The organism is Agrobacterium vitis (genome assembly GCF_013426735.1).
Taxonomy (GTDB): Bacteria; Pseudomonadota; Alphaproteobacteria; order Rhizobiales; family Rhizobiaceae; genus Allorhizobium; species Allorhizobium vitis_D.
In genome coordinates this window covers 2,146,380-2,168,922 of sequence record NZ_AP023272.1, presented here as the reverse complement: position 1 = coordinate 2,168,922, position 22,543 = coordinate 2,146,380, and the positions used below count along the sequence as shown (strand labels likewise).

At 57.0% G+C, this 22,543-nt stretch carries 16 protein-coding genes and 1 pseudogene; 12 read left to right on the top strand and 5 right to left on the bottom strand.

Going from position 1 to position 22,543, the window contains the following annotated elements; translation table 11 throughout:
- Positions 1-71: 71 nt before the first annotated feature.
- Positions 72-875, top strand: coding sequence for an enoyl-CoA hydratase-related protein (locus tag H1Y61_RS09960; RefSeq protein ID WP_180572507.1), 804 nt, complete (start codon positions 72-74; stop codon positions 873-875).
- Between the two features lie 6 nt (positions 876-881).
- On the opposite strand, the gene H1Y61_RS09955 is transcribed toward H1Y61_RS09960, so the two are convergent.
- Positions 882-1,667, bottom strand: coding sequence for an alpha/beta fold hydrolase (locus H1Y61_RS09955; RefSeq protein WP_071205312.1), 786 nt, complete (start codon positions 1,665-1,667; stop codon positions 882-884).
- Positions 1,668-1,993: 326 nt separating this feature from the next.
- Here H1Y61_RS09955 and H1Y61_RS09950 point away from each other — a divergent pair, with 326 nt between their 5' ends.
- Both H1Y61_RS09950 and H1Y61_RS09945 read left to right on the top strand, forming a co-directional pair.
- Positions 1,994-2,239 (top strand): zinc-finger domain-containing protein, encoded by a 246-nt coding sequence (locus H1Y61_RS09950; protein WP_015916247.1) that lies wholly within the window; start codon positions 1,994-1,996, stop codon positions 2,237-2,239.
- Between the two features lie 38 nt (positions 2,240-2,277).
- The gene (locus tag H1Y61_RS09945) at positions 2,278-3,474 is read left to right on the top strand and encodes an FAD-dependent monooxygenase (RefSeq protein WP_180572506.1); all 1,197 of its coding nucleotides are present in this window, start codon (positions 2,278-2,280) and stop codon (positions 3,472-3,474) included.
- Positions 3,475-3,498: 24 nt separating this feature from the next.
- Here the strand turns inward: H1Y61_RS09945 and H1Y61_RS09940 are convergent, their stop codons facing one another.
- A complete protein-coding gene (locus tag H1Y61_RS09940) occupies positions 3,499-4,689 on the bottom strand; it encodes a cystathionine beta-lyase (RefSeq protein ID WP_174110943.1) in 1,191 nt (396 codons plus the stop codon).
- A gap of 438 nt (positions 4,690-5,127) precedes the next feature.
- Between H1Y61_RS09940 and H1Y61_RS09935 the strand changes: the two genes are divergently transcribed.
- From H1Y61_RS09935 to H1Y61_RS09915, 5 genes and pseudogenes are all read left to right on the top strand, one after another.
- Positions 5,128-6,153, top strand: coding sequence for an amino acid ABC transporter substrate-binding protein (locus H1Y61_RS09935; RefSeq protein ID WP_071204988.1), 1,026 nt, complete (start codon positions 5,128-5,130; stop codon positions 6,151-6,153).
- A gap of 132 nt (positions 6,154-6,285) precedes the next feature.
- A complete protein-coding gene (locus tag H1Y61_RS09930) occupies positions 6,286-7,482 on the top strand; it encodes an amino acid ABC transporter permease (protein ID WP_174110944.1) in 1,197 nt (398 codons plus the stop codon).
- A 4-nt stretch (positions 7,483-7,486) separates the two neighbouring features.
- Positions 7,487-8,641: an amino acid ABC transporter permease gene (locus H1Y61_RS09925; protein ID WP_174110945.1), complete on the top strand. Its 1,155-nt coding sequence runs from the start codon at positions 7,487-7,489 to the stop codon at positions 8,639-8,641.
- A gap of 111 nt (positions 8,642-8,752) precedes the next feature.
- Entirely contained in the window at positions 8,753-9,523 is a 771-nt protein-coding gene (locus tag H1Y61_RS09920; RefSeq protein WP_070164915.1) for an amino acid ABC transporter ATP-binding protein, read from the top strand.
- A 318-nt stretch (positions 9,524-9,841) separates the two neighbouring features.
- Positions 9,842-10,491: pseudogene (locus H1Y61_RS09915) on the top strand (glutathione S-transferase family protein).
- A 69-nt stretch (positions 10,492-10,560) separates the two neighbouring features.
- Here H1Y61_RS09915 and alaS read toward each other — a convergent pair.
- Positions 10,561-13,224, bottom strand: a complete 2,664-nt coding sequence (gene alaS / locus H1Y61_RS09910; protein WP_180572505.1) for an alanine--tRNA ligase — start codon at positions 13,222-13,224, stop codon at positions 10,561-10,563.
- 169 nt (positions 13,225-13,393) lie between these two features.
- Entirely contained in the window at positions 13,394-14,482 is a 1,089-nt protein-coding gene (recA, locus tag H1Y61_RS09905; protein WP_015916255.1) for a recombinase RecA, read from the bottom strand.
- A 246-nt stretch (positions 14,483-14,728) separates the two neighbouring features.
- Between recA and H1Y61_RS09900 the strand changes: the two genes are divergently transcribed.
- The 3 genes from H1Y61_RS09900 to lexA all read left to right on the top strand — a co-directional run bounded on the left by H1Y61_RS09900 (position 14,729) and on the right by lexA (position 17,724).
- Positions 14,729-15,694: a carbohydrate kinase family protein gene (locus tag H1Y61_RS09900; RefSeq protein ID WP_087728387.1), complete on the top strand. Its 966-nt coding sequence runs from the start codon at positions 14,729-14,731 to the stop codon at positions 15,692-15,694.
- Positions 15,691-16,614 carry a pseudouridine-5'-phosphate glycosidase gene (locus H1Y61_RS09895; protein ID WP_180572504.1) on the top strand — a complete coding sequence of 308 codons (924 nt, stop codon included), beginning with the start codon at positions 15,691-15,693 and terminating at the stop codon, positions 16,612-16,614. Before H1Y61_RS09900 ends, H1Y61_RS09895 begins: the two co-directional genes overlap by 4 nt.
- 390 nt (positions 16,615-17,004) lie before the next feature.
- Positions 17,005-17,724 carry a transcriptional repressor LexA gene (lexA, locus tag H1Y61_RS09890; RefSeq protein WP_060717064.1) on the top strand — a complete coding sequence of 240 codons (720 nt, stop codon included), beginning with the start codon at positions 17,005-17,007 and terminating at the stop codon, positions 17,722-17,724.
- Here lexA and H1Y61_RS09885 read toward each other — a convergent pair.
- A complete protein-coding gene (locus H1Y61_RS09885; RefSeq protein ID WP_180572503.1) occupies positions 17,705-20,770 on the bottom strand; it encodes a ComEC/Rec2 family competence protein in 3,066 nt (1,021 codons plus the stop codon). The genes lexA and H1Y61_RS09885 overlap by 20 nt on opposite strands.
- A 307-nt stretch (positions 20,771-21,077) precedes the next feature.
- Here H1Y61_RS09885 and gltA point away from each other — a divergent pair, with 307 nt between their 5' ends.
- Positions 21,078-22,367: a citrate synthase gene (gene gltA, locus H1Y61_RS09880; protein ID WP_015916260.1), complete on the top strand. Its 1,290-nt coding sequence runs from the start codon at positions 21,078-21,080 to the stop codon at positions 22,365-22,367.
- The last annotated feature ends 176 nt before the right edge of the window (positions 22,368-22,543 follow it).

Here is a 22,543-nt window from a genome sequence, read left to right as displayed (position 1 = left end):
GCAATCTCCTCATTGGCGTTCATCCTCCATTATATAGATGATCTCTCGATCAGACCAGATGGGGGCATGAGATGAAAAAAGCGCGGACCTTTGCGGATAACGGCATTCGAGTGGCCGGACAAAATGGCATTGGCGCGCTGATTATCGACAATCCGACACGCAAGAATGCGATTACCCAAGCCATGTGGCGCGCCATTCCACCGGCACTGGACTGGCTGATTGCCGAGGCCGGGGTTCACTGCATCGTCATGACAGGCGGCGGCCAGACGGATTTCAGCGCCGGTGCCGACATTTCCGAATTCGACGCCGTGCGCAATGACAGCCGTCAGGCCCGGATTTACGAGGCAGACAATAGTGCGGCTTTCTCGGCCATTCGGGAAGCGCGGGTGCCTGTCATCGCTTCGCTGCGCGGGGTTTGCTATGGTGGAGCCTTCGGGCTTGCCGCCGCTGCCGATCTCAGGATCGCCGACGACACCGCAATCTTCGCCATACCTGCGGCCCGGCTTGGCCTGGCCTATCCCGCAGATGCCGTAGCCGATCTCAGCAGAACGCTGGGCAGCCAGATCGCCCGACGGGCGCTGTTTACTAGCCAGGCATTCCCTGCCGCCGCTCTGTTGACCTGCGGCTTTCTGGGCGATCTCGTCGCCCCCCAAGCACTTGATGGTGCTGCCTTTTCGCTAGCAGAAACCATCGCTGCCAATGCGCCGCTGTCTATCCACGCTGCCAAGCTGGCGCTGCGGGCAACAGAAAGCCAGGACGACAGCCTGCTGAGCGAGGCCGCTGTTCTCGGCTCAACCACGTTCGAAAGCGCCGACTATCGCGAAGGCCGCACGGCCTTTCGCGAAAAACGCCAACCGATCTTTACCGGAGAGTGAAAACCTTTATCTTCCATCCAGCTCGGCGTAGAATTCTAGGACGGCCTGTTTAAACACCCTGTCACCAACCGCCAGCATATGGTCGCGCTTGGGAATATCGAGTGCGCGGGCATTGGGCATCAGCGCCGCCAATTCCTGGGGTGATCCGGCAATATCATCCACTGTGCCGACGCCGATCAGGACAGGCATGGTGATTGTGGCAAGCTCGGCTGCGGACACCAGATCGCGCGACGTGGAAATACAGGCGGCAAGCGCCAGCCTGTCGCTGCGGGTCTGCTCGGCAAAGGCGCGAAACATCCGTCCGCGCTCATGGGTCACATCATCAAGCGAAGGCGCCAGCAGCGCATCGGCAATCGGATCCCAGTCGCCGACCCCGGTGGATATGCCGATGCCAAGCCCGCCAAACACCAGCGAGCGGACCCGCTGCGGAAAATCCAGCGCCATAAAAGCCGAAATCCGCGCGCCCATCGAATATCCCATGACATGTGCTTCAGCCACACCAAGATGATCGAGCAAGGCTGCGGCATCCGCTGCCATGTTTTCAGGGTGATAGACTTCCGCTTCATGCGGCTTGTCGCTCTGACCGTGGCCACGATTATCAAGTGCAATGACCCGGTAACCGGCATCGCCCAGCGTTTTCAACCAGCCAGGATGCACCCAATTGACCAGGGCGCTGGAGGCAAACCCGTGGATCAGCAGAACTGCCGGGCCAGACGGATCGCCCTCATCGAAATAGGCGATCTCCAGACCGTCATGGCGAAAGCGGGAAAAAGCGGGAGCGTTCAAATTCATCACAATCGGTCCAGTTGATAGTCGATCAAGGCAAGGGCTGCGGTCCATAGACCCTGATGAATAAGTCGTAACCCCTGCAAGGTTCAAGACTTTAATCTTCCCATGCCCCCAACAAAAGCCCCGCCAATTCTGTAAAAACAATCAGCAGCGCCCTGCATTGGCTCTACCCATTTCAAAAAAAGGCGGCTAATGTCCGTCCCAACCCAATCGCGGTGCATGGCGACGGCAGAAATGCGGATAACGCGCCATAAACGTTTCATCTTCAGTTGAGTTTCCGGACCTTACAGGCCTTGGAAGCTGGGCAACAAGGCATTCGGAGCATAGACATGGCCGGTCATTCCATTCCTCATTTCCAGAACGACGGCGGACATCGGCTTGTCGAAATCGGCGTCAAGGAATTCATGTGCACCGGCGCGTCCGTTCCTTTCGATCATCCCCATATCTTCATCGATCTTGGCCATGACACCGAGAAGGTCTGCCCCTACTGCTCAACGCTTTATCGTTATAACAGCAGCCTGAAGGCAACTGAGACCAACCCCGCAGGCTGCGTCTTTCACGTCAAGGCGGCCTGAGCGGCGCTCAGCGACGCGCCAGCGATCGGATTATCACCATGTCCACGAAAACCGTGGCAATTGTCGGCGGCGGCATAGCCGGTCTCGTCGCTTCCCTTTGCTTTGCCCGACAGGGCATTGCGAGCCGGATTTTTGAGAAAAGCCCGCAATTGCTTGAGGTCGGCGCCGGCCTGCAACTGACGCCAAACGTCACCTGGATTCTCGACGAACTCGGTGTTCTCGAAAACCTGCGCACGCGCTGGCATGAGCCGGATGTGGTCGCGCTTGCCTCCGGCATCAGCTTGAAACGCCTGTGCAACGTACCAGTTGGCGCCCACGCGAAATCCCGTTGGCAGGCGCCTTACGGCGTGTTGCATCGCGCAACGCTGCAACAGGCTCTTCTTGAGGCCGTGGCGCAAAATCCGCTTTGCTCCCTGACATTGGACCAGAGGGTTGAAAGCCCCGATGCCCAAATCCTGCGCGATCCGCAGACCGGCGAACGTCCCGACCTGCTGATCGCTGCCGATGGTGTCTGGTCGCGGCTACGCAATTTCGTCGCCGGAGGCCCCGATGTGTCCTTCAGCGGCAGCATTGCCTGGCGCGTCGCTCTGCCTCAGGCTGAAGCGCCTGCCTTTCTCGACCGCCAGTCCGTAACGGCTTTTCTGGGACCGAATGCCCATATGGTCACCTACCCCTTGCGCGATACCGACAGTATCAACATCGTGGCCATCGGCGCGGGCGTCGATCCCGGCGAAGGATGGGCGGCACAAACGCAAGAATCCCAAGCACTGCTGCTGGAGCGGGCCTTCAAAGGGTGGAATAGCGAGATCTGCACCATGCTGGCGAATGCCAAGGGTAACATGACCTTCTGGCCACTGTTTCAGGCTGGAAATGGCCGTTGGCACAACGACAAAGATCTGGTGCTGATCGGTGATGCGGCCCACGCCATGCTCCCCTTCTCGGCCCAGGGTGCCGCCATGGCCATTGAAGACGCTTTCGAACTGGCCGATCTCGTCTCCAGCCGGTCCATCCCCCAGGCGCTCGCAGCTTATGAGGCAAGTCGGCAAAAACGGGTCAGCGCCGTGCGCAAACGCGGGGCAATCAACAAATTCGCCTATCACGCCAAGGGGCCGCTGCAAATCGGGCGCGACGTCCTCTTGTCCTTGCGGTCTTCCGATAGCTTCGCCCGCGATCTCGACTGGCTCTACGGCTACCGGCCTTTTTCCAGGTCCGGTAGGCCAGAGACGTTCCGATAACTTTGACCCGGAATCGATTTCGGATCAGGCAGTAGCTGCCGCTGCGAATCCTCTCTCCAGATCCGCTTGAAGGTCGGCAACATCTTCAAGTCCGATCTGAAGACGAATCAAAGGCCCGTCGGTTGGCGGTTTTGTGACAACACGGTCGCCGACATTGGCCAGTACCGCCAGGCTTTCGTAACCACCCCAGGACCATCCAAGGCCGAAAATCTGCAAGGCATCGAGAAAGGCATGCGCCTTTCGCTTGAACTGCGCCGGATCGCTTTCCGCCAGCACAAAGGAAAATATCCCCGAAGCGCCTTTAAAATCGCGTTTCCAGATGTCATGACCGGGAAAACTGGGCAGGGCCGGATGCAAGACCCGCGCAACGTCATCCCTCGTCTCCAGCCATTCGGCCACGGCACGAGCACTGCGATCGTGATGAGCAAGCCTGACCGCCATGGTTCTAAGACCACGCAGAACCATATAGCTATCCTCTGCCGAACCGCAGAGGCCCATGGCACCATTGGCAGCCTTGAGCCGCGGCCAGCAGGCCGCATTGGCCGAAACCGTCCCCATCAGGATGTCGGAATGGCCCGCCGGATATTTGGTCGCCGCTTGCATGGAGATATCGACACCGAAATCCAGCGGACGGAAATAGAGCGGCGTTGCCCAGGTATTGTCCATGCTGACCACGGCACCATGGCTATGAGCAATGTCAGCCAGAAGGCGAATATCCTGCATTTCGAATGTGTTACTGCCGGGAGCCTCGGCGTGAACCAGCTTTGTATTGGCACGCATCAGCGATGCTAGTCCCGCACCGATGGCGGGGTCGTAATATTCGACCTCCACACCCATCCGCGTCAACATCGTATCGCAGAAATGTCGGGCCGGATCATAAACCGAATCAACGATCAGCGCATGATCGCCCGGCGACAGAAAAGCCAGGAAAGGGACGGTAATCGCAGCGAGGCCGGAGGGCAGTATAATCGTTCCAGCCGCCCCTTCCAGCACGTCGATCGCATCGCAGAGCGCGTCCGTTGTCGGTGTGCCGCGGGTGCCATAGGTATATTTCTGCGTCCGTGTTTCCATGCTTTCCGCAGTCGGAAACAACACCGTCGATGCCTTGACGATCGGCGGATTGACAAAACCATGGTAGCTCGAGGGATCATGGCCGATGTGGCACAATTTCGTATTGGTGCCAGCGCTCGTCAACCAGTCTTCTTTGTCGGACATCCGCTATAACTGCCTTTTTCACGTGCTGGCCACCTGCCCGATCGAGCAATTTGCCAAGAGTTATGACTATCGAAAATAGCGGCGCAATCCACCTCGTTATCGGTTTATCCCCGCCGCGTCTCCACTTCTTTTTTTGAACAGGCCAGCCAAGCATGGTCAAGCCTTCCCGCGTCACCGGGACAATGAAATTCAACGGCGCCATTCAGACTAAATTTTCATCATCAACTGCGGCTTTCCTGTGTTGTGGGCCTATTTTATGAGCAAAAAAATGGAATTGCCACTTTTCGACGCATTTTCCACCCATCAACACTTGACCATGAACCCATTTATGAATGTGATGGGCTTGCTAGGGTCACAACCCGGGCACCGGTGCATGGAGAGGGGCAAGAGCCGTGTCACGCGCCGGAGGGAAGACAAACAGAAAAAAGGTTGGGAAACATGAAAAAGACGCTCCTGTCAGTTGCGCTTGGCGCTGCGGCATTTGGTTTTGGCGCATCAGCAGCCTCGGCCGACACGCTGAGCGATGTTAAGGCAAAAGGCTTTGTTCAATGCGGCGTCAGCCAGGGCATTCCGGGATTTTCCGCTCCGAATGACAAGGGCGACTGGTCGGGTCTGGATGTCGATTACTGCCGCGGCATTGCTGCCGCCGTCTTCGGCGACGCCTCCAAGGCCAAGTTTACGCCGCTGTCCAGCAAAGACCGCTTCCCCGCACTGCAGTCGGGTGAAGTCGATGTGCTGACGCGTAACACCACCTGGACGATCAGCCGCGACACCTCGCTCGGCTTCAACTTCCGCACCGTCAACTATTATGACGGCCAGGGCTTTATGGCTAAAAAGAGCCTTAACGTGAAATCGGCTCTGGAACTGTCCGGCGCTGCTGTCTGCGTTCAGACCGGCACCACGACCGAATTGAACCTGGCCGACTATTTCAAGGCCAACGGCCTGAAATACAACCCGGTCGTGTTCGAAAAGGAAGACGACGCAACTTCGGCTTACGACGCTGGCCGTTGCGACGTTTACACCACCGACCAATCCGGCCTCTATGCTATCCGCCTGAAGTTGAAGAACCCCGATGACAACATGGTTCTGCCGGAAGTCATTTCCAAGGAGCCGCTCGGACCGGCTGTGCGTCAGGGCGACGACAAGTGGTTCGACGTGGTCAGTTGGGTTCACTATGCCATGGTGAACGCTGAAGAAGCTGGCGTGACCTCGAAGAATGTCGATGACATGAAGAGCAGCGGCAGCCCTGACATCAAGCGTATGCTGGGTGCAGAATCCGGCAGCAAGCTGGGTACCGATCTCGGTCTCAAGGAAGACTGGGCCTATAATGTCATCAAGCTTGTCGGCAATTACGGCGAAGTCTTCGATCGCAATGTCGGCGCTGGTAGCCCACTGAAAATTGCCCGCGGTGGCAACGCTTTGTGGACCAAGGGCGGCCTGCAGTACGGCCCGCCGATCCGCTGATCCGCAACCGGGTCCGATAACCAACCCAAACCAAGCCTTTTTGGGGAGGCGGTGTCCGCACCGCCTCCCCATTGCAAAAGGGCAAGGACATGCGCGCCCAAAACACGGGTGAAAAAGGGGGAAAAAGCCTCAATGGCAATACAGGATTCGAGCTCCTCTAAAACCGGATCGGTCAGCGCGGCATCGCTCATCTACGACCCGAAGGTCCGTGGCATATTTTATCAGGTGGTTACCTTGGTAATTTTGGTCGCCTTCATCTGGATAGTCGCCAATAATACCATTCACAATCTTCAAAAAGCCAATATCACCTCTGGATTCGGCTTCCTGCAAGGCCGCGCTGGCTTCGACATCGGCCAGCAGTTGATCAGCTACAGCAGCGATTCGACCTATGGCCGGGCGCTTGTCGTCGGCCTGCTCAATACGCTGCAAGTCGCGGTCGCCGGCATCATCACCGCCTCGATCATCGGCTTTGCGGTCGGTCTAGGACGGCTGTCACACAATTGGCTGATCGCCAAGCTCTGCCAGGTCTACGTTGAGATTTTCCGCAATATTCCACCGCTGCTGGTTATCTTCTTCTGGTATCGCGGGGTCATCGCCATTCTGCCGCAGGCGCGCGATTCCATCGCGCTGCCTTTCGATATCTACCTGAACAATCGCGGCGTCACCTTTCCAAAGGCGATTTTCGGCGACGAGGCCTGGTTGCTGTTGCCAGCCATCGCGATAGGGATTTTTCTTTCCATTCTCGTCAGGAAATGGGCCCGCAAGCGCCAGATGGCGACAGGCCAACAATTTCCAATCCTATGGTCGTCGCTGGCGCTGATCGTCGGCATTCCAGTCCTGGTGTTTATGGCGATCGGCATGCCGCTGACCTTCGATCTTCCAATTGTTGGCCGGTTCAACATGCAGGGCGGTTCGGTCGTCGGACCCGAGTTCACCTCGCTGTTTCTGGCGTTGTCCTTCTACACCGCCGCTTTCATAGCGGAAATCGTTCGCGGCGGCATCAAGGCTGTCTCCAAGGGACAGACGGAAGCGGCCAGCGCGCTCGGCCTCAAGCATAGCCACACCTCACGGCTCATTGTCGTGCCACAGGCGATGCGGATTATCATTCCGCCGCTGACCAGCCAGTATCTCAACCTTGCGAAAAACTCCTCCCTGGCTGTTGCCATCGGCTTTGCCGATATCGTCGCTGTCGGTGGTACAATTCTCAATCAGACCGGACAGGCCGTCGAAATCGTTGCCGTCTGGCTGGCCGTCTACCTGACGATCAGCATCAGCACTGCGGTCTTCATGAACTGGTTTAATGCCAAGATGGCGCTGGTCGAGAGGTAATATCATGGCATTACACACCCCTGTATTCGTACGCACGGAGATGGTGTCCGCCTCTCCGGCTCCCGCTGGCCAGATCGGCACGGCGGCCTGGGTCCGCAAGAACCTGATTGCAACCCCGAAAGACGTTGTGCTGACCCTGCTGGCATTGGCCTTTCTGGCCTATATCCTGCCCGGCTTGATCAACTGGCTGTTCGTCCACGCTGTCTGGTCGGGAGCAGGCCGCCTCGCCTGCCTTACCGTCTCTCAGGGCGGGGCATTGCCCGATGGCAGCGCTGGAGCCTGCTGGGCCTTTGTCGGCGCCAAATTCCAGCAATTCATCTTCGGGCGCTATCCGAGCGAAGAGATCTGGCGGCCGTTGACCGTCATGGTCCTGTTCGCCGTCCTGCTGGCACCCATGCTGATCCCGAAGGCGCCGTTCAAGGGCACCAATGCCTTACTGTTGTTTCTGGTGCTGCCGGTGGTTTCCTTCTTTTTGCTCACCGGCGGCTTTGGCCTCGAGCATGTGGAAACGGCACGCTGGGGCGGCCTGATGGTGACCCTGATCCTGTCCTTCTTTGGGATCGCGGTGTCGCTGCCGGTTGGCATCATGTTGGCGCTTGGTCGCCGATCCACCATGCCGGTCATCAAGATGCTCTGCGTGATCTTCATCGAAGTGGTGCGCGGCGTCCCCTTGATCACCGTACTGTTCATGGCCAGCGTCATGCTGCCGTTATTCCTTCCCGATGGCTGGAGTTTCGATAAGTTGCTGCGCGCGTTGGTTGGTGTCTCGATCTTTTCTTCGGCCTATATGGCTGAAGTCATTCGCGGCGGCCTGCAAGCGATCCCGAAGGGGCAGTTCGAAGGTGCCGACTCGCTTGGCCTGAGCTACTGGCAGAAAATCCGGCTGATCATCCTGCCGCAGGCGATCAAGCTGGTCATTCCGGGTATCGTCAATACCTTTATCGGGCTGTTCAAGGATACGTCGCTGGTCTCGATCATTGGCATGTTCGACCTCCTGGGCATCGTCATCCTCAACCTGTCGGACTCCAACTGGGCAACGCCTGAGACAGCCGTAACCGGTCTGGTTTTTGCAGGCTTCATCTACTGGCTGTTCTGCTTCAGCATGTCGCGCTACTCGTATTTCATGGAACGGCACCTCGACACGGGCCACAAGCACTAGCATCTGTCGGTTTCGACCTGATCCGGCAGTTGCTTCATTCTTTCGTTCGTTTGTCAGGACAAGATCGGTGTCCGGCTTTCCTGACAAACTCCACTTCTAGGAAACTCAATTATGGCTGAAGCTCAAACCTCCATCGAGAAAGCCCCAACCAAAACCGCAATCGAATTGATTGCCATGAACAAATGGTATGGCGAATTTCACGTCCTTCGTGACATCAACCTCAAGGTCGCGACCGGCGAGCGGATCGTCATTGCAGGTCCGTCGGGCTCCGGCAAATCAACGATGATCCGCTGCATTAACCGGCTGGAGGAACACCAGACCGGACAGATTATCGTCGATAACATCGAGTTGACCAACGACCTCAAGAAGATCGATGAAGTCCGCCGCGAAGTCGGCATGGTGTTCCAGCACTTCAATCTGTTCCCGCATCTGACCATCCTTGAAAATTGCACACTGGCGCCGATCTGGGTCCGCAAGATGCCAAAGAAAGAAGCCGAAGAAGTTGCGATGCACTATCTGAAGCGTGTCAAGATCCCGGAACAGGCCAATAAATATCCAGGCCAGCTCTCCGGTGGCCAGCAGCAGCGTGTCGCCATCGCCCGTGCGCTCTGCATGAAGCCGAAGATCATGCTGTTCGACGAGCCAACCTCGGCGCTCGATCCGGAAATGGTCAAGGAAGTGTTGGATACCATGGTGGGTCTGGCGGAAGAAGGTATGACCATGCTCTGCGTTACCCATGAAATGGGCTTCGCCCGCCAGGTTGCCGACCGGGTGATCTTCATGGACCAGGGCCAGATCGTCGAACAGAACGCGCCCGCCGAATTCTTCGACAACCCGCAGCACGAGCGCACCAAGCTGTTCCTCAGCCAGATCCTGCACTAGAACATTCTCGGAAACCCCGATCGCGGTTTTCCTGAAAAGACAAAAAACTACGGCCTGTCTGGTTCAATCTGAACTCGGCAGGCCCTGAGTTTGTTTAACGAAGCATTGATTTCACAGACTAACATTACCGGGCAAAGCGCCAGAGACGAATTCGTATCACCGCGCTTGACCGACACATGGCTTACGGAAAAAAACGAACGGCACTTCCTAATCACAGAGAGCACATAAGCCTTCCGAGCTGGTTTTCTTGAGTGCATACCGGCTGCGCGACACATCACCAATATTGACGATCTAAAATTCAATCCATAGGTCAAATGCATGACGATCGCGGATGACAAGACGCCTCGGCTTTTTGGTGGTGATTACAGCGTCTATGTCCGCATCGCCCGCCTTTGCTTTGTTGAAAAGGCGGTAGACTACGATCTTGTTCCGTTCGATATTTTTGCGGACGGCGGCCCTTCACCAGAGTATTTGAAGAAACACCCGTTTGGGCGCTTTCCCGCCTTGGAACACGATCAATTTCGCTTTACGAAACCGGCGCGATCGCTCGATATATTGATGAAGCTTTCGTTGGTCCGAAGCTGCAACCAGAAAACGTTGCGGACCGCGCAAGATGCAATCAAGCAATCAGCATCATCGATAATTATGCTTATCCACACTTCGTCTGGGGAATTTATGTTGAGAGAATATTAAAGCCAAGCAGGGGCGTTGCAAGCAATGAAGAAAAGCTTACGGAGGCTTTGACGAAAGGCCAAATCTGCTTAAACGCTCTATCGCGTCTTATAGGAGATGGTCCTTGGTTTATCGGCGAGCAATTGACACTCGCCGATCTCTACGCAGCCCCTGTGTTCGACTATTTCCTCATGACATCCGACGGAAAAGAAATGATTGAACCCTACGCCAACCTGAAGCAATGGTGGGCAAGAATGTCATCACGTCCGTCGATGACAAAAACCAAACCATCTTAATTATTGAAGCAAATTTAGAAACTGTCAGGTTCAAATTGAGCCAGACAAATTCTAAATCGCAGCAGACAGTCAGGCCGCTTCAATTGCCTTAGCTACGGCCTCGATGGCATCGTCGGCCTTGGCACCATCAGGGCCGCCGGCCTGGGCCATATCGGGACGTCCACCACCGCCCTTGCCACCAAGGGCGGACGAGGCAATACGGACCAGATCGACGGCGGAAACCTTGCTCGTCAAATCAGCCGTCACACTCGCAACAGCACTGGCTTTGCCATCCTCAGCCACTGCGATCAGAAGGATCACGCCAGACCCGAGTACAGATTTGGCGTCGTCGGCCATGCCCTTAAGATCCTTAGGATCGATCCCAGCGAGTTGCTTGCCGATAAACTTGATGCCGCCTAAGTCGCGCGGCACGTCGGCAGCGCCGGTTGAACCGCCGCCCATGGCAAGCTTCCGCTTGGCATCAGCCAATTCGCGTTCCAGCTTGCGGCGCTCGTCCACCAAAGCTTCGACGCGAGAAACGACATCGACGGGCTGGACCTTCAAGGCGGATGCCAGCGCTTTGACACGCTCGTCCTGTTCGGCCAGATAGGCACGGGCGGATTCGCCAGTCAGTGCCTCGATCCGGCGGACGCCTGCACCAACAGCGCTTTCTGCCACCAGCCGTACTAAGCCGATATCGCCTGTCGCCGAGACATGCGTTCCACCGCAAAGCTCAATGGAATAGGGCCTGCCCGCCTTGGGACCGCGCACCGCCGTCCCCATCGACACGACACGCACTTCATCGCCATATTTCTCGCCAAACAGCGCCATGGCACCCTCGGCAATCGCATCATCCACCGCCATCAAGCGGGTGGTGACAGCAGCATTCTGAACAATGATTTCATTGGCCATGTCTTCAACGATCTTCAACTCCTCCGCCGTGACAGGCTTTGGATGAGAAATATCGAAGCGAAGACGCTCCGGCGCAACCAGCGAGCCCTTCTGTGCCACATGGCTGCCCAGCACATCACGCAATGCCTCATGCAGGAGATGCGTCGCGGAATGGTTGGCCCGCAATCTGGAGCGACGAGCATGATCAACATTGAGCGCGACGACCGTACCGGCGCGAACAGTCCCTTCACGAACAGTGGCAACGTGGACAAACAGCCCCTCGCCCTTCTTCAAGGTATCGCGCACCTCAAGAACGAACCCATCGCCAACGATCTCACCTGTATCGCCAACCTGGCCACCAGATTCGCCATAGAACGGCGTCTGGTTGACCACGACCTGAACAGTCTCGCCCGCCTTAGCTTGCTCGATCACCGCACCATCACGCACCAGCGCCTGAATTTCGCCCTCGGCGCTTTCGGCGGAATAACCGAGAAACTCGGTTGCGCCGTGCTTGTCCTTCAACTCGAACCAGACAGTTTCTGTCGCCTTGTCGCCGGAGCCGGACCAACTGGCACGGGCTTCGGCCTTCTGACGCTGCATGGCATCGTTAAAGCCGGTGATATCGACGCCAATGCCACGGGCGCGCAGCGCATCCTGCGTCAGATCCAGCGGAAAACCGTAGGTGTCGTAAAGCTTGAACGCGGTCTCGCCGTCAATGCTATCGCCCTTGTTCAGAGTGGCCGTGGCGTCGGACAGCAGCGAAAGGCCACGCTCCAACGTCTTGCGGAAACGGTTTTCCTCGAGTTTCAAGGTTTCGGAAATCAACGCCTCGGCGCGGACCAGTTCCGGGTAGGCGCGCCCCATCTGCTGCACAAGCACAGGCAGAAGCTTGTAAATCATCGGATCGCGAGAACCGAGCAGTTCCGCATGTCGCATGGCGCGGCGCATGATCCGGCGCAGAACATAGCCGCGGCCTTCGTTCGACGGCAATACACCGTCTGCAATCAGGAACGCAGAAGACCGCAGATGATCGGCAATCACCCGGTGGCTGGCCCGACGCTCGCCCTCAGCCGGAACACCGGTGAGATCAACGGAAGCATCGATCAGGGCGCGGAACAGGTCGATATCGTAATTGTCGTGCTTGCCCTGCAACAGGGCGGCAACCCGCTCCAAGCCCATGCCGGTATCAATGGACGGACGCGGCAGGTCAACCCGTTGCTCCTTGGTCACCTGTTCATATTGCATGAAAACCAGGTTCCAGATCTCGATGAACCGGTCGCCATCCTCATCGGCGGAACCTGGAGGTCCACCCCAGATATGGTCGCCGTGGTCATAAAAGATTTCGGAGCACGGACCGCAGGGACCGGTATCACCCATTGCCCAGAAATTGTCGCTGGTGCCAATCCGGATGATCTTCTCTTCAGGCAGACCAGCAATTTTCTTCCACAAGCCAAAGGCTTCATCATCGGTATGATAGACGGTGACGCAAAGCTTGTTGCGATCAATGCCGAATTCCCGGGTAATCAGGCTCCAGGCCAGTTCGATGGCATTTTCCTTGAAATAATCGCCGAAGGAAAAATTGCCCAGCATTTCGAAAAACGTGTGATGGCGCGCCGTGTAACCGACATTGTCAAGATCGTTATGCTTGCCCCCGGCCCGAACGCATTTTTGCGCCGTGGTCGCACGGGAATAAGGCCGGTGTTCCAGTCCGGTGAAGACATTCTTGAATTGCACCATGCCGGCATTGGTGAACATCAACGTCGGATCATTGCGGGGCACGAGCGGGCTCGACGCAACGACTTCATGACCATTGGTCTTGAAGTAATCGAGGAAGGTCGACCGAATGTCATTTACGCCGCTCATGGGATGCCCTTGGAATAAGTGTCCGTTGCCGGACAGACGTCAGAAAACAACGGCTTTTATCGTCCGCCATGACGCCTGTCCAGCCTATCGAAAGAAAAGGGCCGGAGATGTAAATCCCCAGCCCGTAACAATGAACAGGTCCAACCGCCAAATAAGCGGACCTGATCAATCAGGCGTCGTCAAGACCGACGCTGTCATTGGCGTCCGGACCGCCATTTTCCAGAAAACGCTCGGCGATCAGACCGGCATTCTGACGAAGCGCCGTTTCGATTTCATCGGCAACCGCAGGGTTATCGCGCAGGAAGATCTTGGCGTTTTCCCGGCCCTGCCCCAAGCGCTGGCTATTATAAGAAAACCACGCACCGGCCTTCTCAACAATCCCAGCCTTGACGCCCAGATCGACCAATTCACCGGTCTTAGACACGCCTTCGCCATACATGATGTCGAATTCCACCTGTTTGAAAGGCGGCGCCATCTTGTTCTTGACCACTTTGACGCGGGTCTGGTTGCCAACGATCTCTTCCCGGTCCTTGACCGCGCCGATACGGCGAATATCGAGACGAACCGAAGCGTAGAATTTCAACGCGTTACCACCGGTCGTCGTTTCCGGGGAACCGAACATCACGCCAATCTTCATGCGAATCTGGTTGATGAAAACCACCATGCAGTTCGAACGCGAGATCGAGCCCGTCAGCTTGCGCAGCGCCTGGCTCATCAACCGTGCCTGCATGCCCGGCAGACTGTCACCCATTTCGCCTTCGATTTCAGCTTTCGGTGTCAAGGCCGCAACCGAGTCGATCACCAACACATCGATCGCCCCCGAACGCACCAGCGTATCGGTGATTTCCAGTGCCTGTTCGCCGGTATCTGGCTGCGAGATCAGCAAATTTTGGAGATCAACACCCAGTTTGCGGGCATAAACCGGATCCAGCGCATGCTCGGCATCGACAAAAGCGCAAACGCCGCCCTTTTTCTGGGCCTCGGCAATGGTTTGCAACGCAAGCGTGGTTTTACCGGAGCTTTCCGGTCCATAAATTTCAATGATACGGCCTTTGGGAAGACCACCAATGCCGAGCGCGATATCGAGGCTGAGAGAGCCTGTCGATACGGTTTCAACCTCCACGATTTTCTCGTTCGCGCCGAGCTTCATGATCGAGCCCTTGCCGAACGATCGCTCGATCTGCGACAGGGCCGCTTCCAATGCCTTGCTTTTATCCACCGTTTTGTCCTCTACGAGCCGCAAAGAATTTTGTGACATTTGAACCACCTTTAGGTTATTGAAGCCGCGTAGGCAACGAAACAGCAGACACGAACTATGTACATGGTTTGTTCCATTTTTGCAAGTCTTGCCCAAGTCTTTGTGTTTATTTTTTAATCTGACGGGTGTTCTCTTAATGTTTCCATGGCATTGGCCGTTAAGAGAAGTTGGTTTTCAGCCCATCGCACCCTTCGGAATGACGCCTTCGCGATTCGAATTTCCACTGTTTCCAGGAGGCTGGCAGGTATGAGTCTCGACATTCTCGTTCTGGGCGGCGCGCATATCGATCGGCGCGGACGCATCGATGCGGAAACCATTGCTGGCGCCAGCAATCCGGGGCGATGGTTGGAAGAACCGGGCGGCGGTGGCTTCAACGCGGCGCGCGCCCTGGCACGACTTGGATTGAATGTTGCCATGATCAGCCCCCGCGGCGGCGATGCGCTTGGCCAACGGGTGGCGGTCGCCGCCGAAGCGGCTGGCGTCGACGACCGGCCCTTCACCTTTTTGGATCGGAGCACCCCAAGCTACACTGCTATTTTGGAAAAAGACGGCAATCTGGTGATCGGCTTGGCCGATATGGAGCTCTACCGCTTGTTCTCGCCACGCCGGCTGAAAGTACGCGCCGTTCGCGAAGCTTTCGAAGCCACACGCGTTTTGCTGGTTGATGCCAACCTGCCGCAAGAGACGCTGGAGGCGATTGCGGCCATGGCGCGTGAGCTTGCCAAACCTTTGGCCGGGATCGGCATTTCACCGGCCAAAGTGGTGCGATACGCCGACTGCCTCGATAGATTCGATATGCTGTTTCTAAACAGCGCTGAAGCAGCGGTTCTGGCGGGAACAAAACCGGATGATCCTTCTGATTGGCCGGATCTGCTTCGCGCCAAAGGCCTCCATGGCGGCGTTGTCACCAATGGTGCGGGACCGGTCGTGGCCTTTGATCCAAGCGGTGACTATGCCTTGACCCCGCCGCCACTGGACGCATTGGCCGATGTGACCGGAGCTGGCGATTCGCTTTGTGCGGGGGTGCTTTCGCAAAGAGTGAATGACAGTTCCTTGCCGCTGGCGCTGCGCCACGGTGTTGCCTTGGCTGGCCTGACCCTGCTATCTGACAGGGCAACAGACGAGGACCTCACCGCAGATCGCCTCGCCGCGCGCCTTGACCTTGTTGGCGAGCCGCGCGCCCTTTCCCGCCAAACGAGTTCCCGATCATGACCCGTTCGATTTCTCCGCTCCTGCCCATCGTATACGCCCGCGAAGTGGCTGCGGCCAAGACGCGCAATGCGCCTATTGTCGCGCTGGAATCCACCATTATCACCCATGGCATGCCCTATCCGAAAAATGTCGAGATGGCGCAAAGCGTGGAGGCAATCATTCGCGACGGTGGTGCTGTCCCGGCGACCATCGCCGTGATTGAAGGCGTTTTGCATATCGGGCTGGAAGAAGATCAGTTGCAAAAACTGGCGCAAATGACTGATGTCCTGAAGGTCTCTCGTGCCGATCTCGCCTACGCCATTGCCGAACGCCGCACCGGCGCTACCACGGTAGCCGCGACGATGATCGCTGCCGCCCGCGCCAATATCTCGGTTTTTGCCACCGGCGGCATCGGCGGCGTGCATCGTGGCGCAGAAGAAAGCTTTGACATTTCAGCGGACCTGGAAGAACTGGCCCGCACCCCTGTCATCGTCGTCTGCGCCGGAGCAAAAGCCATTCTTGATATTCCCAAGACATTGGAAGTCCTGGAAACCCGTGGCGTACCTGTCGTGACTTACGACAGCGACGAATTTCCAGCCTTCTGGTCGCGGGAATCGGGCTTGAAAAGCCCACTTAAACTGGAAAGCCCGGCAGCAATTGCCAATTTCCAGAAGGTACGCGACCAATTGGGCATTGATGGCGGCATGTTGATCGCCAATCCTGTGCCGGAAGCAGAGGAAATCGCGCGCGAGGAGATGGAAATCTATATTGGCCGGGCGCTGGCCGCGGCTGAACGCGAGGAAATCATTGGCAAAGCCGTCACGCCTTTCCTGCTCGACGCAATCTATCACCTCACCGACGGCCGCAGCCTGACCACCAATATCGCGTTGGTGGAAAACAACGCGCGTCTTGCCGCGGAAATTGCCGTCGCGATGCTGTAAGCCACTGATATCAAAATGGATCGGGGGTGATAATGTCCCCGATCAGACACTGCGGCAGATTATTGTTGTCGATTTATCGTTGGCCATCAGCACTGAAACAACTTGCTACCAACTTTCATTCCGCAATTTCACGTCTTCGATAGTATCGATTTTCTCTATCTTTCTGCCCATTCCCAACCGACCGTCGTCAGGACAAGAAAGCAAAGGCTTTCTGTTTTTATACGAGCCTCTCAGCCTCCCGTATTTAAAGCATGCTTCTCGTTCCTCTCCTCTTCAACGCCGTCTCTCACTGCGTCATCGAAGGAAATTTGCAAGAAGGACTTGCGGAACACAACTGGAACAGATAGCGTATGTTCTGTATTTGTTTCATAATTCAAAGGGTAGGTCCCAATGCTGACTCGCAAGCAACAGGAACTTTTGCTGTTTATACACGAGCGCATGAAGGAGTCTGGGGTACCGCCCTCCTTCGATGAGATGAAGGATGCCCTGGACCTCGCCTCAAAATCCGGCATTCACCGGCTGATCACCGCTTTGGAAGAGCGCGGTTTCATCCGTCGCTTGCCAAATCGCGCACGAGCGCTGGAAGTGATCAAGCTGCCGGAGGCCATGACCTCCAGCATACCGCCCCGACGTACAGGATTTTCGCCATCCGTCATTGAAGGCAGTCGAGGCAAGTTGCAGGCAGTGCCATCCGCTCCGGCCAAGCCGGTCGAGGAAGTGCGCAATTCCTCATCCATACCAGTCATGGGCCGTATCGCGGCAGGCGTGCCGATCTCCGCCATCCAGAACAACACCCATGACATTTCCGTACCGATGGAAATGCTGGGCAGTGGCGAACATTACGCCCTCGAGGTCAAAGGTGATTCGATGATCGAGGCTGGCATTCTCGATGGCGACACGGTGATCATCCGCAATGCGACCACGGCCAATCCGGGTGATATCGTCGTCGCTTTGGTAGACGATGAGGAAGCCACCTTGAAACGCTTCCGCCGCCGTGGGGCGTCCATCGCGCTGGAAGCTGCCAATCCGGCCTATGAAACCCGGATTTTCGGACCGGACCGGGTAAAAATCCAGGGCAAGCTTGTCGGTCTTATTCGTCGCTATCACTAAGCTCGCTGACATCTCCAGCGCCTGACTGGACGTCGTTACTGGCAGCAGATGGAACATTGGCGTGGGCCGAGCCATCCGGTCGATCATAACGATTGCTGCGCCAATCGAAATAACGATGGCGAGTCCAGGGCCGATACTGATTTTGAAATGCCGTAACGATATGCAGAGTTCGGGTGGCGGGATCGCCGAGGGTGATTTCCATCGCTCCGAAGCGCCGCAGATCGTTACGGGTTAGGACTTTCGGGGGACGTGACAGCATCGTTCCAGCGTTAACGGCCTTCTCGGTTTGCAAGAAGGCGAGAGGTTCGCCCGATTCTATTCGGGACGGGGAATTCTGGTCCGAGTTTGAGGTGCCGCCCGTCACGTGGCTATCCATGGGCAATTCAACGCCCTGCCGTAGTGCCGGGCTTTCACTGGCTGCGGAAGTGCCTCCCGCTTGCGTTCGGTTGATTGTTTGGGAGCGAACGGACGGGCTGCTGTTGTCAGACGCCAGCCCATCACCATCGGCCATCATCCGTTCACTTTCAACGTCCAACCCAGTCGCGTGTTCCGTAGGCTCCCGGATAACGGTGGCTTCGGTATGTTCTGCGGGAATAGTGGATGCTATCGGCGCCTTACAGACGGCATCGCGACTGGCCTCAGTCGAGACGATCAGGTCGGACAAGGCGCAGGCGGCCTCGCTATAGTCGCGGTTCTGCACCAGGCTGACTGTCCAACCATTGCTGAGCCTCGCGAGACAAAAAGCATCAGTGCGACAATGGAAAAGATCAGGTTTTTTATCGGCCTTCTCCTTTGCCGTCGTCATCTCCACTATCGCCTGTTGCGGCTCTACCGGCTCTCTTCCCTTAGTTTTTTGGCCGCCCGTCTTTGTTTTTGTTTTACCGGCCCGCGTTGTTTCCCGCGCCTTGTCCTCGCTTTTCCCCGCGCCCTGTTGGCTTGTTTCCATTTCGACGGCTGCCAGCTTGGGCAATATTTCAGGCGCAATCGGATCAGCGATGTCGAGCACTGAGCGCCATTGGTTGAAAACGAAACCCGGCGGACGCTTCTTGTTGGTGGCAACGGTCAAAACATCGCGGTTGTCGGTCCGAAACAGAGCGAACAGTTGGCCATCTTCGGTTATAGCGAGATCGGGCAGTGGCGGATCGGTTTTTATCGCCTCATAGCCAAACGCCGTCAGCATCATCGCCACGCCAATCAGCCTGAGCCGCGTCTTCATCAGGGTCAGTATCAGCAGGCCGGTTGCCGAGACCGGCAGAAACCACCACACGAACCGGCCGAAGGTGAAGCCAGTCCCCCAGCTCGCGACCTTGCTGGCAATCATCAAGACGCCCTCAAGGCCAAGCCCCATCAACTGGATCGGCCATTGGTCCAGACCGAAAGGCATGAGCAGCACGCCGATCATCGCCGCTGGCATGACAAGCATCGACATAAGGGGAGCAGCCAGGAGATTTGCCTCCAACCCATGCAATCCGACCCGGTGGAAATGCGCCGCTGAAAACATCGCTGTGGAAAAACCGCCAAGTGCTGAGGTCATCAGAATGCCGCTGACCAGCGTCATCAACGGCTTCATCACTGTCAGCACGGGGATCGCCGGCAGGATGGGAGGCATTCTTGGGCGTTGGCGCCAAAGGTCGAATCCGGCGATCAGGGCAAAGGTGGCTGCGAAGGACATTTGCAAGCTCGGTCCCATGACCTGCGACGGCGAGAGGAGAATCACGAGGATAGCCGCCAGCGCGGCATTGCGCAGGCTAAGCACAGGTCGGTCGAAGAAAGCCGCCGACAGCATGATGAGCATCATCAGATACGCGCGCTGGGCGGCAATGTCGTAGCCGGAAATGAGAAAATAGCCGGTCGTGGTGGCTATCGCCCCTGCTGCGGCAATCTTCTTGATCGAGCGGGCCTCCGCCATGCCAGGGACAAGGCTCAACAGGCGCCGGATGCCCACGAAGAACAGCCCACCGGCCAGTGCCATATGCAGACCGGAAATCGAGATGATATGGGCAAGGCCGGAAACGCGAAGATCGTTATTGGCCTCCTCCGAAAGGCCGCGCCGCTCGCCGGTCACAATCGCCACGGCAAACGCGCCCGCGTCGCCCGGCACGATGGCTCTGATACGGTCGGAAATGCCGTTGCGCAATTCCTGTGTCGTTTCATCCAGCTTGATTCCGGCACGCTCCCAAAAATCCGGTGGCGCTATCTCTGGTCCCGGCAGAAATGGCTTGGGTGGCTGATAAAAATAGCCGATCGCGCCGGTGCCCGCAAAATAGGAGGCAAAGGCAAAATCGTTCAAGCCCGGCAAAGCCGGTCCGGACGGCGGGGAGAGCCGCGCTCTGCCCTCAATCCAGTCGCCGGGGTTGAAGGGAACATGCTTGCCGCGGGCCAGAAGCGCGACCTGCTGTGGCATACGCTTTAGACTAGGATAGCGCGTTTGATGCAGTGCAATCACATATCTTTGATTGCCGTCCGCATTTGGTTCTACCGAAACCACTTTGCCGCGCACCACCGTCGTCACTGCACTGTCGATGATGATCGTGTCCAGACGCGCGGTTTGCACATCAGCTAACAACATGCCAGCAAGACCGAGAGTTGCAATGCCGCAGACGGCGGCCAGGACAGGATGACGGTAACGGACCCGCAGCCAGACCACTCCGGCTGCACAAAAAGTCAGGAAGATCGGCAGACGGGGAAGGTCCTGCGGACGGGTAAACCACCAGATCGCACTAAGCCCAAGCAGAACGGGTAAAAACAGAAATGTCCGCCCATAGGCAAGCTCCTGTAGAGCATCCCGGTGGAGAGCACGCAGAAAGCGCTGCCAGCGGGAGACCAGAAGCGGCGACGCACCAAAGTGGCCCTCGAAATCAGGGGTTGCCGCCTCGTCCTCCGGCTCGATGTCCGGACGCCGCAGAACCTCGTCAAACAGGGTTTTGGAAGAGCCCCTATCCCATGGCAAGCCGCGCGCTGGACGCGCCTCTTTTTGCCTGACCAGTTCCCATTCCGCCGTATCCGGCATCGATCCTGCCGTCGCCCCGGTGCCTTGCAATGCCACACGCCTTCAAAGCGCTGAAAACGAACGGCGAGGCTCCTGAAAATTGCTTTTATGATAATTCGGCAACAAAACTTACCTTGCCGCTAACGGCAGACTATCAATCAAAAGCTGTAGGAGAAAGGGGTGCAAACCAAGAAAAGCAGTTCTGGCAATAACGCATGCCTGCAATGCAAGTGAGGATTTATTGCAATGCACACTTTGTCCTTTGGATAGCTTGGCATTAACCTCTGGATCATATAGCTAATTGCAACGCTTAACCTGGGACGAGGCGAAAGCTGCGTCTCCCGCCTATATCCGGAGGATCACCATGACGGAACAAAGCGCAAACTTGAAGATTGAGGACAAGGCCGTCGATCTTGACGTGCGAAGCGGCACGATCGGCCCCGATGTTATCGACATCGGCGCTCTTTATAAGCATACCGGCAAGTTTACCTATGATCCCGGATTTACCTCCACGGCATCATGCGAATCGAAGATCACCTATATCGATGGCGACGAAGGCGTGCTGCTGCACCGCGGCTACCCCATCGAACAGCTGGCTGAAAAAGGCGACTTCCTGGAAGTCTGCTACCTGCTGCTCTATGGCGAACTGCCGACAGTCGCTCAGAAAAAGGACTTCGATCACCGCGTCACGCATCACACCATGGTGCATGAGCAGATGTCGAAATTCTTCTCAGGCTACCGTCGCGACGCCCATCCGATGGCGGTCATGGTCGGTACTGTCGGCGCTCTGTCGGCTTTCTATCACGACTCGACCGACATTACCGATCCGCACCAGCGCATGGTTGCCAGCCTGCGAATGATCGCCAAGATGCCGACCATCGCCGCCATGGCTTATAAGTATCACATCGGCCAGCCCTTCGTTTATCCCAAGAACGATCTGGATTACGCCGCAAACTTCCTCAACATGTGCTTTGCCGTGCCTTGCGAGGAATACAAGGTCAACCCGGTTCTGGCCCGCGCCATGGACCGGATCTTCATCCTGCATGCCGATCATGAGCAGAACGCTTCCACCTCCACGGTGCGCCTGGCTGGCTCTTCGGGTGCCAATCCGTTTGCCTGCATCGCGGCTGGCATCGCCTGCCTCTGGGGTCCTGCCCATGGCGGCGCCAACGAAGCGGCCCTGAACATGCTGCGCGAAATCGGTACGGTTGACCGGATTCCGGAATATATCGCCCGCGCCAAGGACAAGAACGATCCGTTCCGCCTGATGGGCTTCGGTCACCGGGTTTACAAGAACTACGATCCGCGTGCCAAGATCATGCAGAAGACCATGTATGAAGTGCTGGAAGCCACCGGCAATGCTGGCGATCCGCTGATGCAGGTGGCGCTCGAGCTGGAAAAGATCGCCTTGAGCGACGAATATTTCATCGAGAAGAAGCTCTATCCGAATGTCGATTTCTATTCCGGCATTACGCTTCGCGCCCTTGGATTCCCGACGGAAATGTTCACCGTTCTGTTCGCTCTCGCCCGCACCGTCGGCTGGATTGCTCAGTGGAACGAAATGATCGAGGATCCGCAGCAGCGCATCGGTCGTCCGCGCCAGCTTTACACCGGCGCACCCAAGCGCGACTACCTGCCCGTCGCCAAGCGCTGATCGGCAATACCCTGTCTTATGCAAAGCCCGGCGATCAATTCGCCGGGCTTTTTCGTGGGCCTGCCTGCCAATGACAGGTTTCATGCCACGGCATTGGGGTTTTCCATCAAGAAAGCCTTCAATTTGTTCAGGGATTGCTTTAAGCAACGGCGACTGCTTCGCATCCGGCGAAGAAT

What these genes read in the sequence shown, in the direction of transcription:
- H1Y61_RS09945 (WP_180572506.1), top strand. Translation starts at nt 2,278, where the DNA reads ATGTCCACGAAAACCGTGGCAATTGTCGGCGGCGGCATAGCCGGTCTC.
- H1Y61_RS09940 (WP_174110943.1), bottom strand. Translation starts at nt 4,689, where the DNA reads ATGTCCGACAAAGAAGACTGGTTGACGAGCGCTGGCACCAATACGAAA.
- H1Y61_RS09895 (WP_180572504.1), top strand. Translation starts at nt 15,691, where the DNA reads ATGACCCGTTCGATTTCTCCGCTCCTGCCCATCGTATACGCCCGCGAA.
- H1Y61_RS09920 (WP_070164915.1), top strand. Translation starts at nt 8,753, where the DNA reads ATGGCTGAAGCTCAAACCTCCATCGAGAAAGCCCCAACCAAAACCGCA.
- H1Y61_RS09950 (WP_015916247.1), top strand. Translation starts at nt 1,994, where the DNA reads ATGGCCGGTCATTCCATTCCTCATTTCCAGAACGACGGCGGACATCGG.
- recA (WP_015916255.1), bottom strand. Translation starts at nt 14,482, where the DNA reads ATGTCACAAAATTCTTTGCGGCTCGTAGAGGACAAAACGGTGGATAAA.
- H1Y61_RS09955 (WP_071205312.1), bottom strand. Translation starts at nt 1,667, where the DNA reads ATGAATTTGAACGCTCCCGCTTTTTCCCGCTTTCGCCATGACGGTCTG.
- H1Y61_RS09960 (WP_180572507.1), top strand. Translation starts at nt 72, where the DNA reads ATGAAAAAAGCGCGGACCTTTGCGGATAACGGCATTCGAGTGGCCGGA.
- H1Y61_RS09930 (WP_174110944.1), top strand. Translation starts at nt 6,286, where the DNA reads ATGGCAATACAGGATTCGAGCTCCTCTAAAACCGGATCGGTCAGCGCG.
- H1Y61_RS09900 (WP_087728387.1), top strand. Translation starts at nt 14,729, where the DNA reads ATGAGTCTCGACATTCTCGTTCTGGGCGGCGCGCATATCGATCGGCGC.
- gltA (WP_015916260.1), top strand. Translation starts at nt 21,078, where the DNA reads ATGACGGAACAAAGCGCAAACTTGAAGATTGAGGACAAGGCCGTCGAT.
- H1Y61_RS09935 (WP_071204988.1), top strand. Translation starts at nt 5,128, where the DNA reads ATGAAAAAGACGCTCCTGTCAGTTGCGCTTGGCGCTGCGGCATTTGGT.
- alaS (WP_180572505.1), bottom strand. Translation starts at nt 13,224, where the DNA reads ATGAGCGGCGTAAATGACATTCGGTCGACCTTCCTCGATTACTTCAAG.
- H1Y61_RS09925 (WP_174110945.1), top strand. Translation starts at nt 7,487, where the DNA reads ATGGCATTACACACCCCTGTATTCGTACGCACGGAGATGGTGTCCGCC.
- lexA (WP_060717064.1), top strand. Translation starts at nt 17,005, where the DNA reads ATGCTGACTCGCAAGCAACAGGAACTTTTGCTGTTTATACACGAGCGC.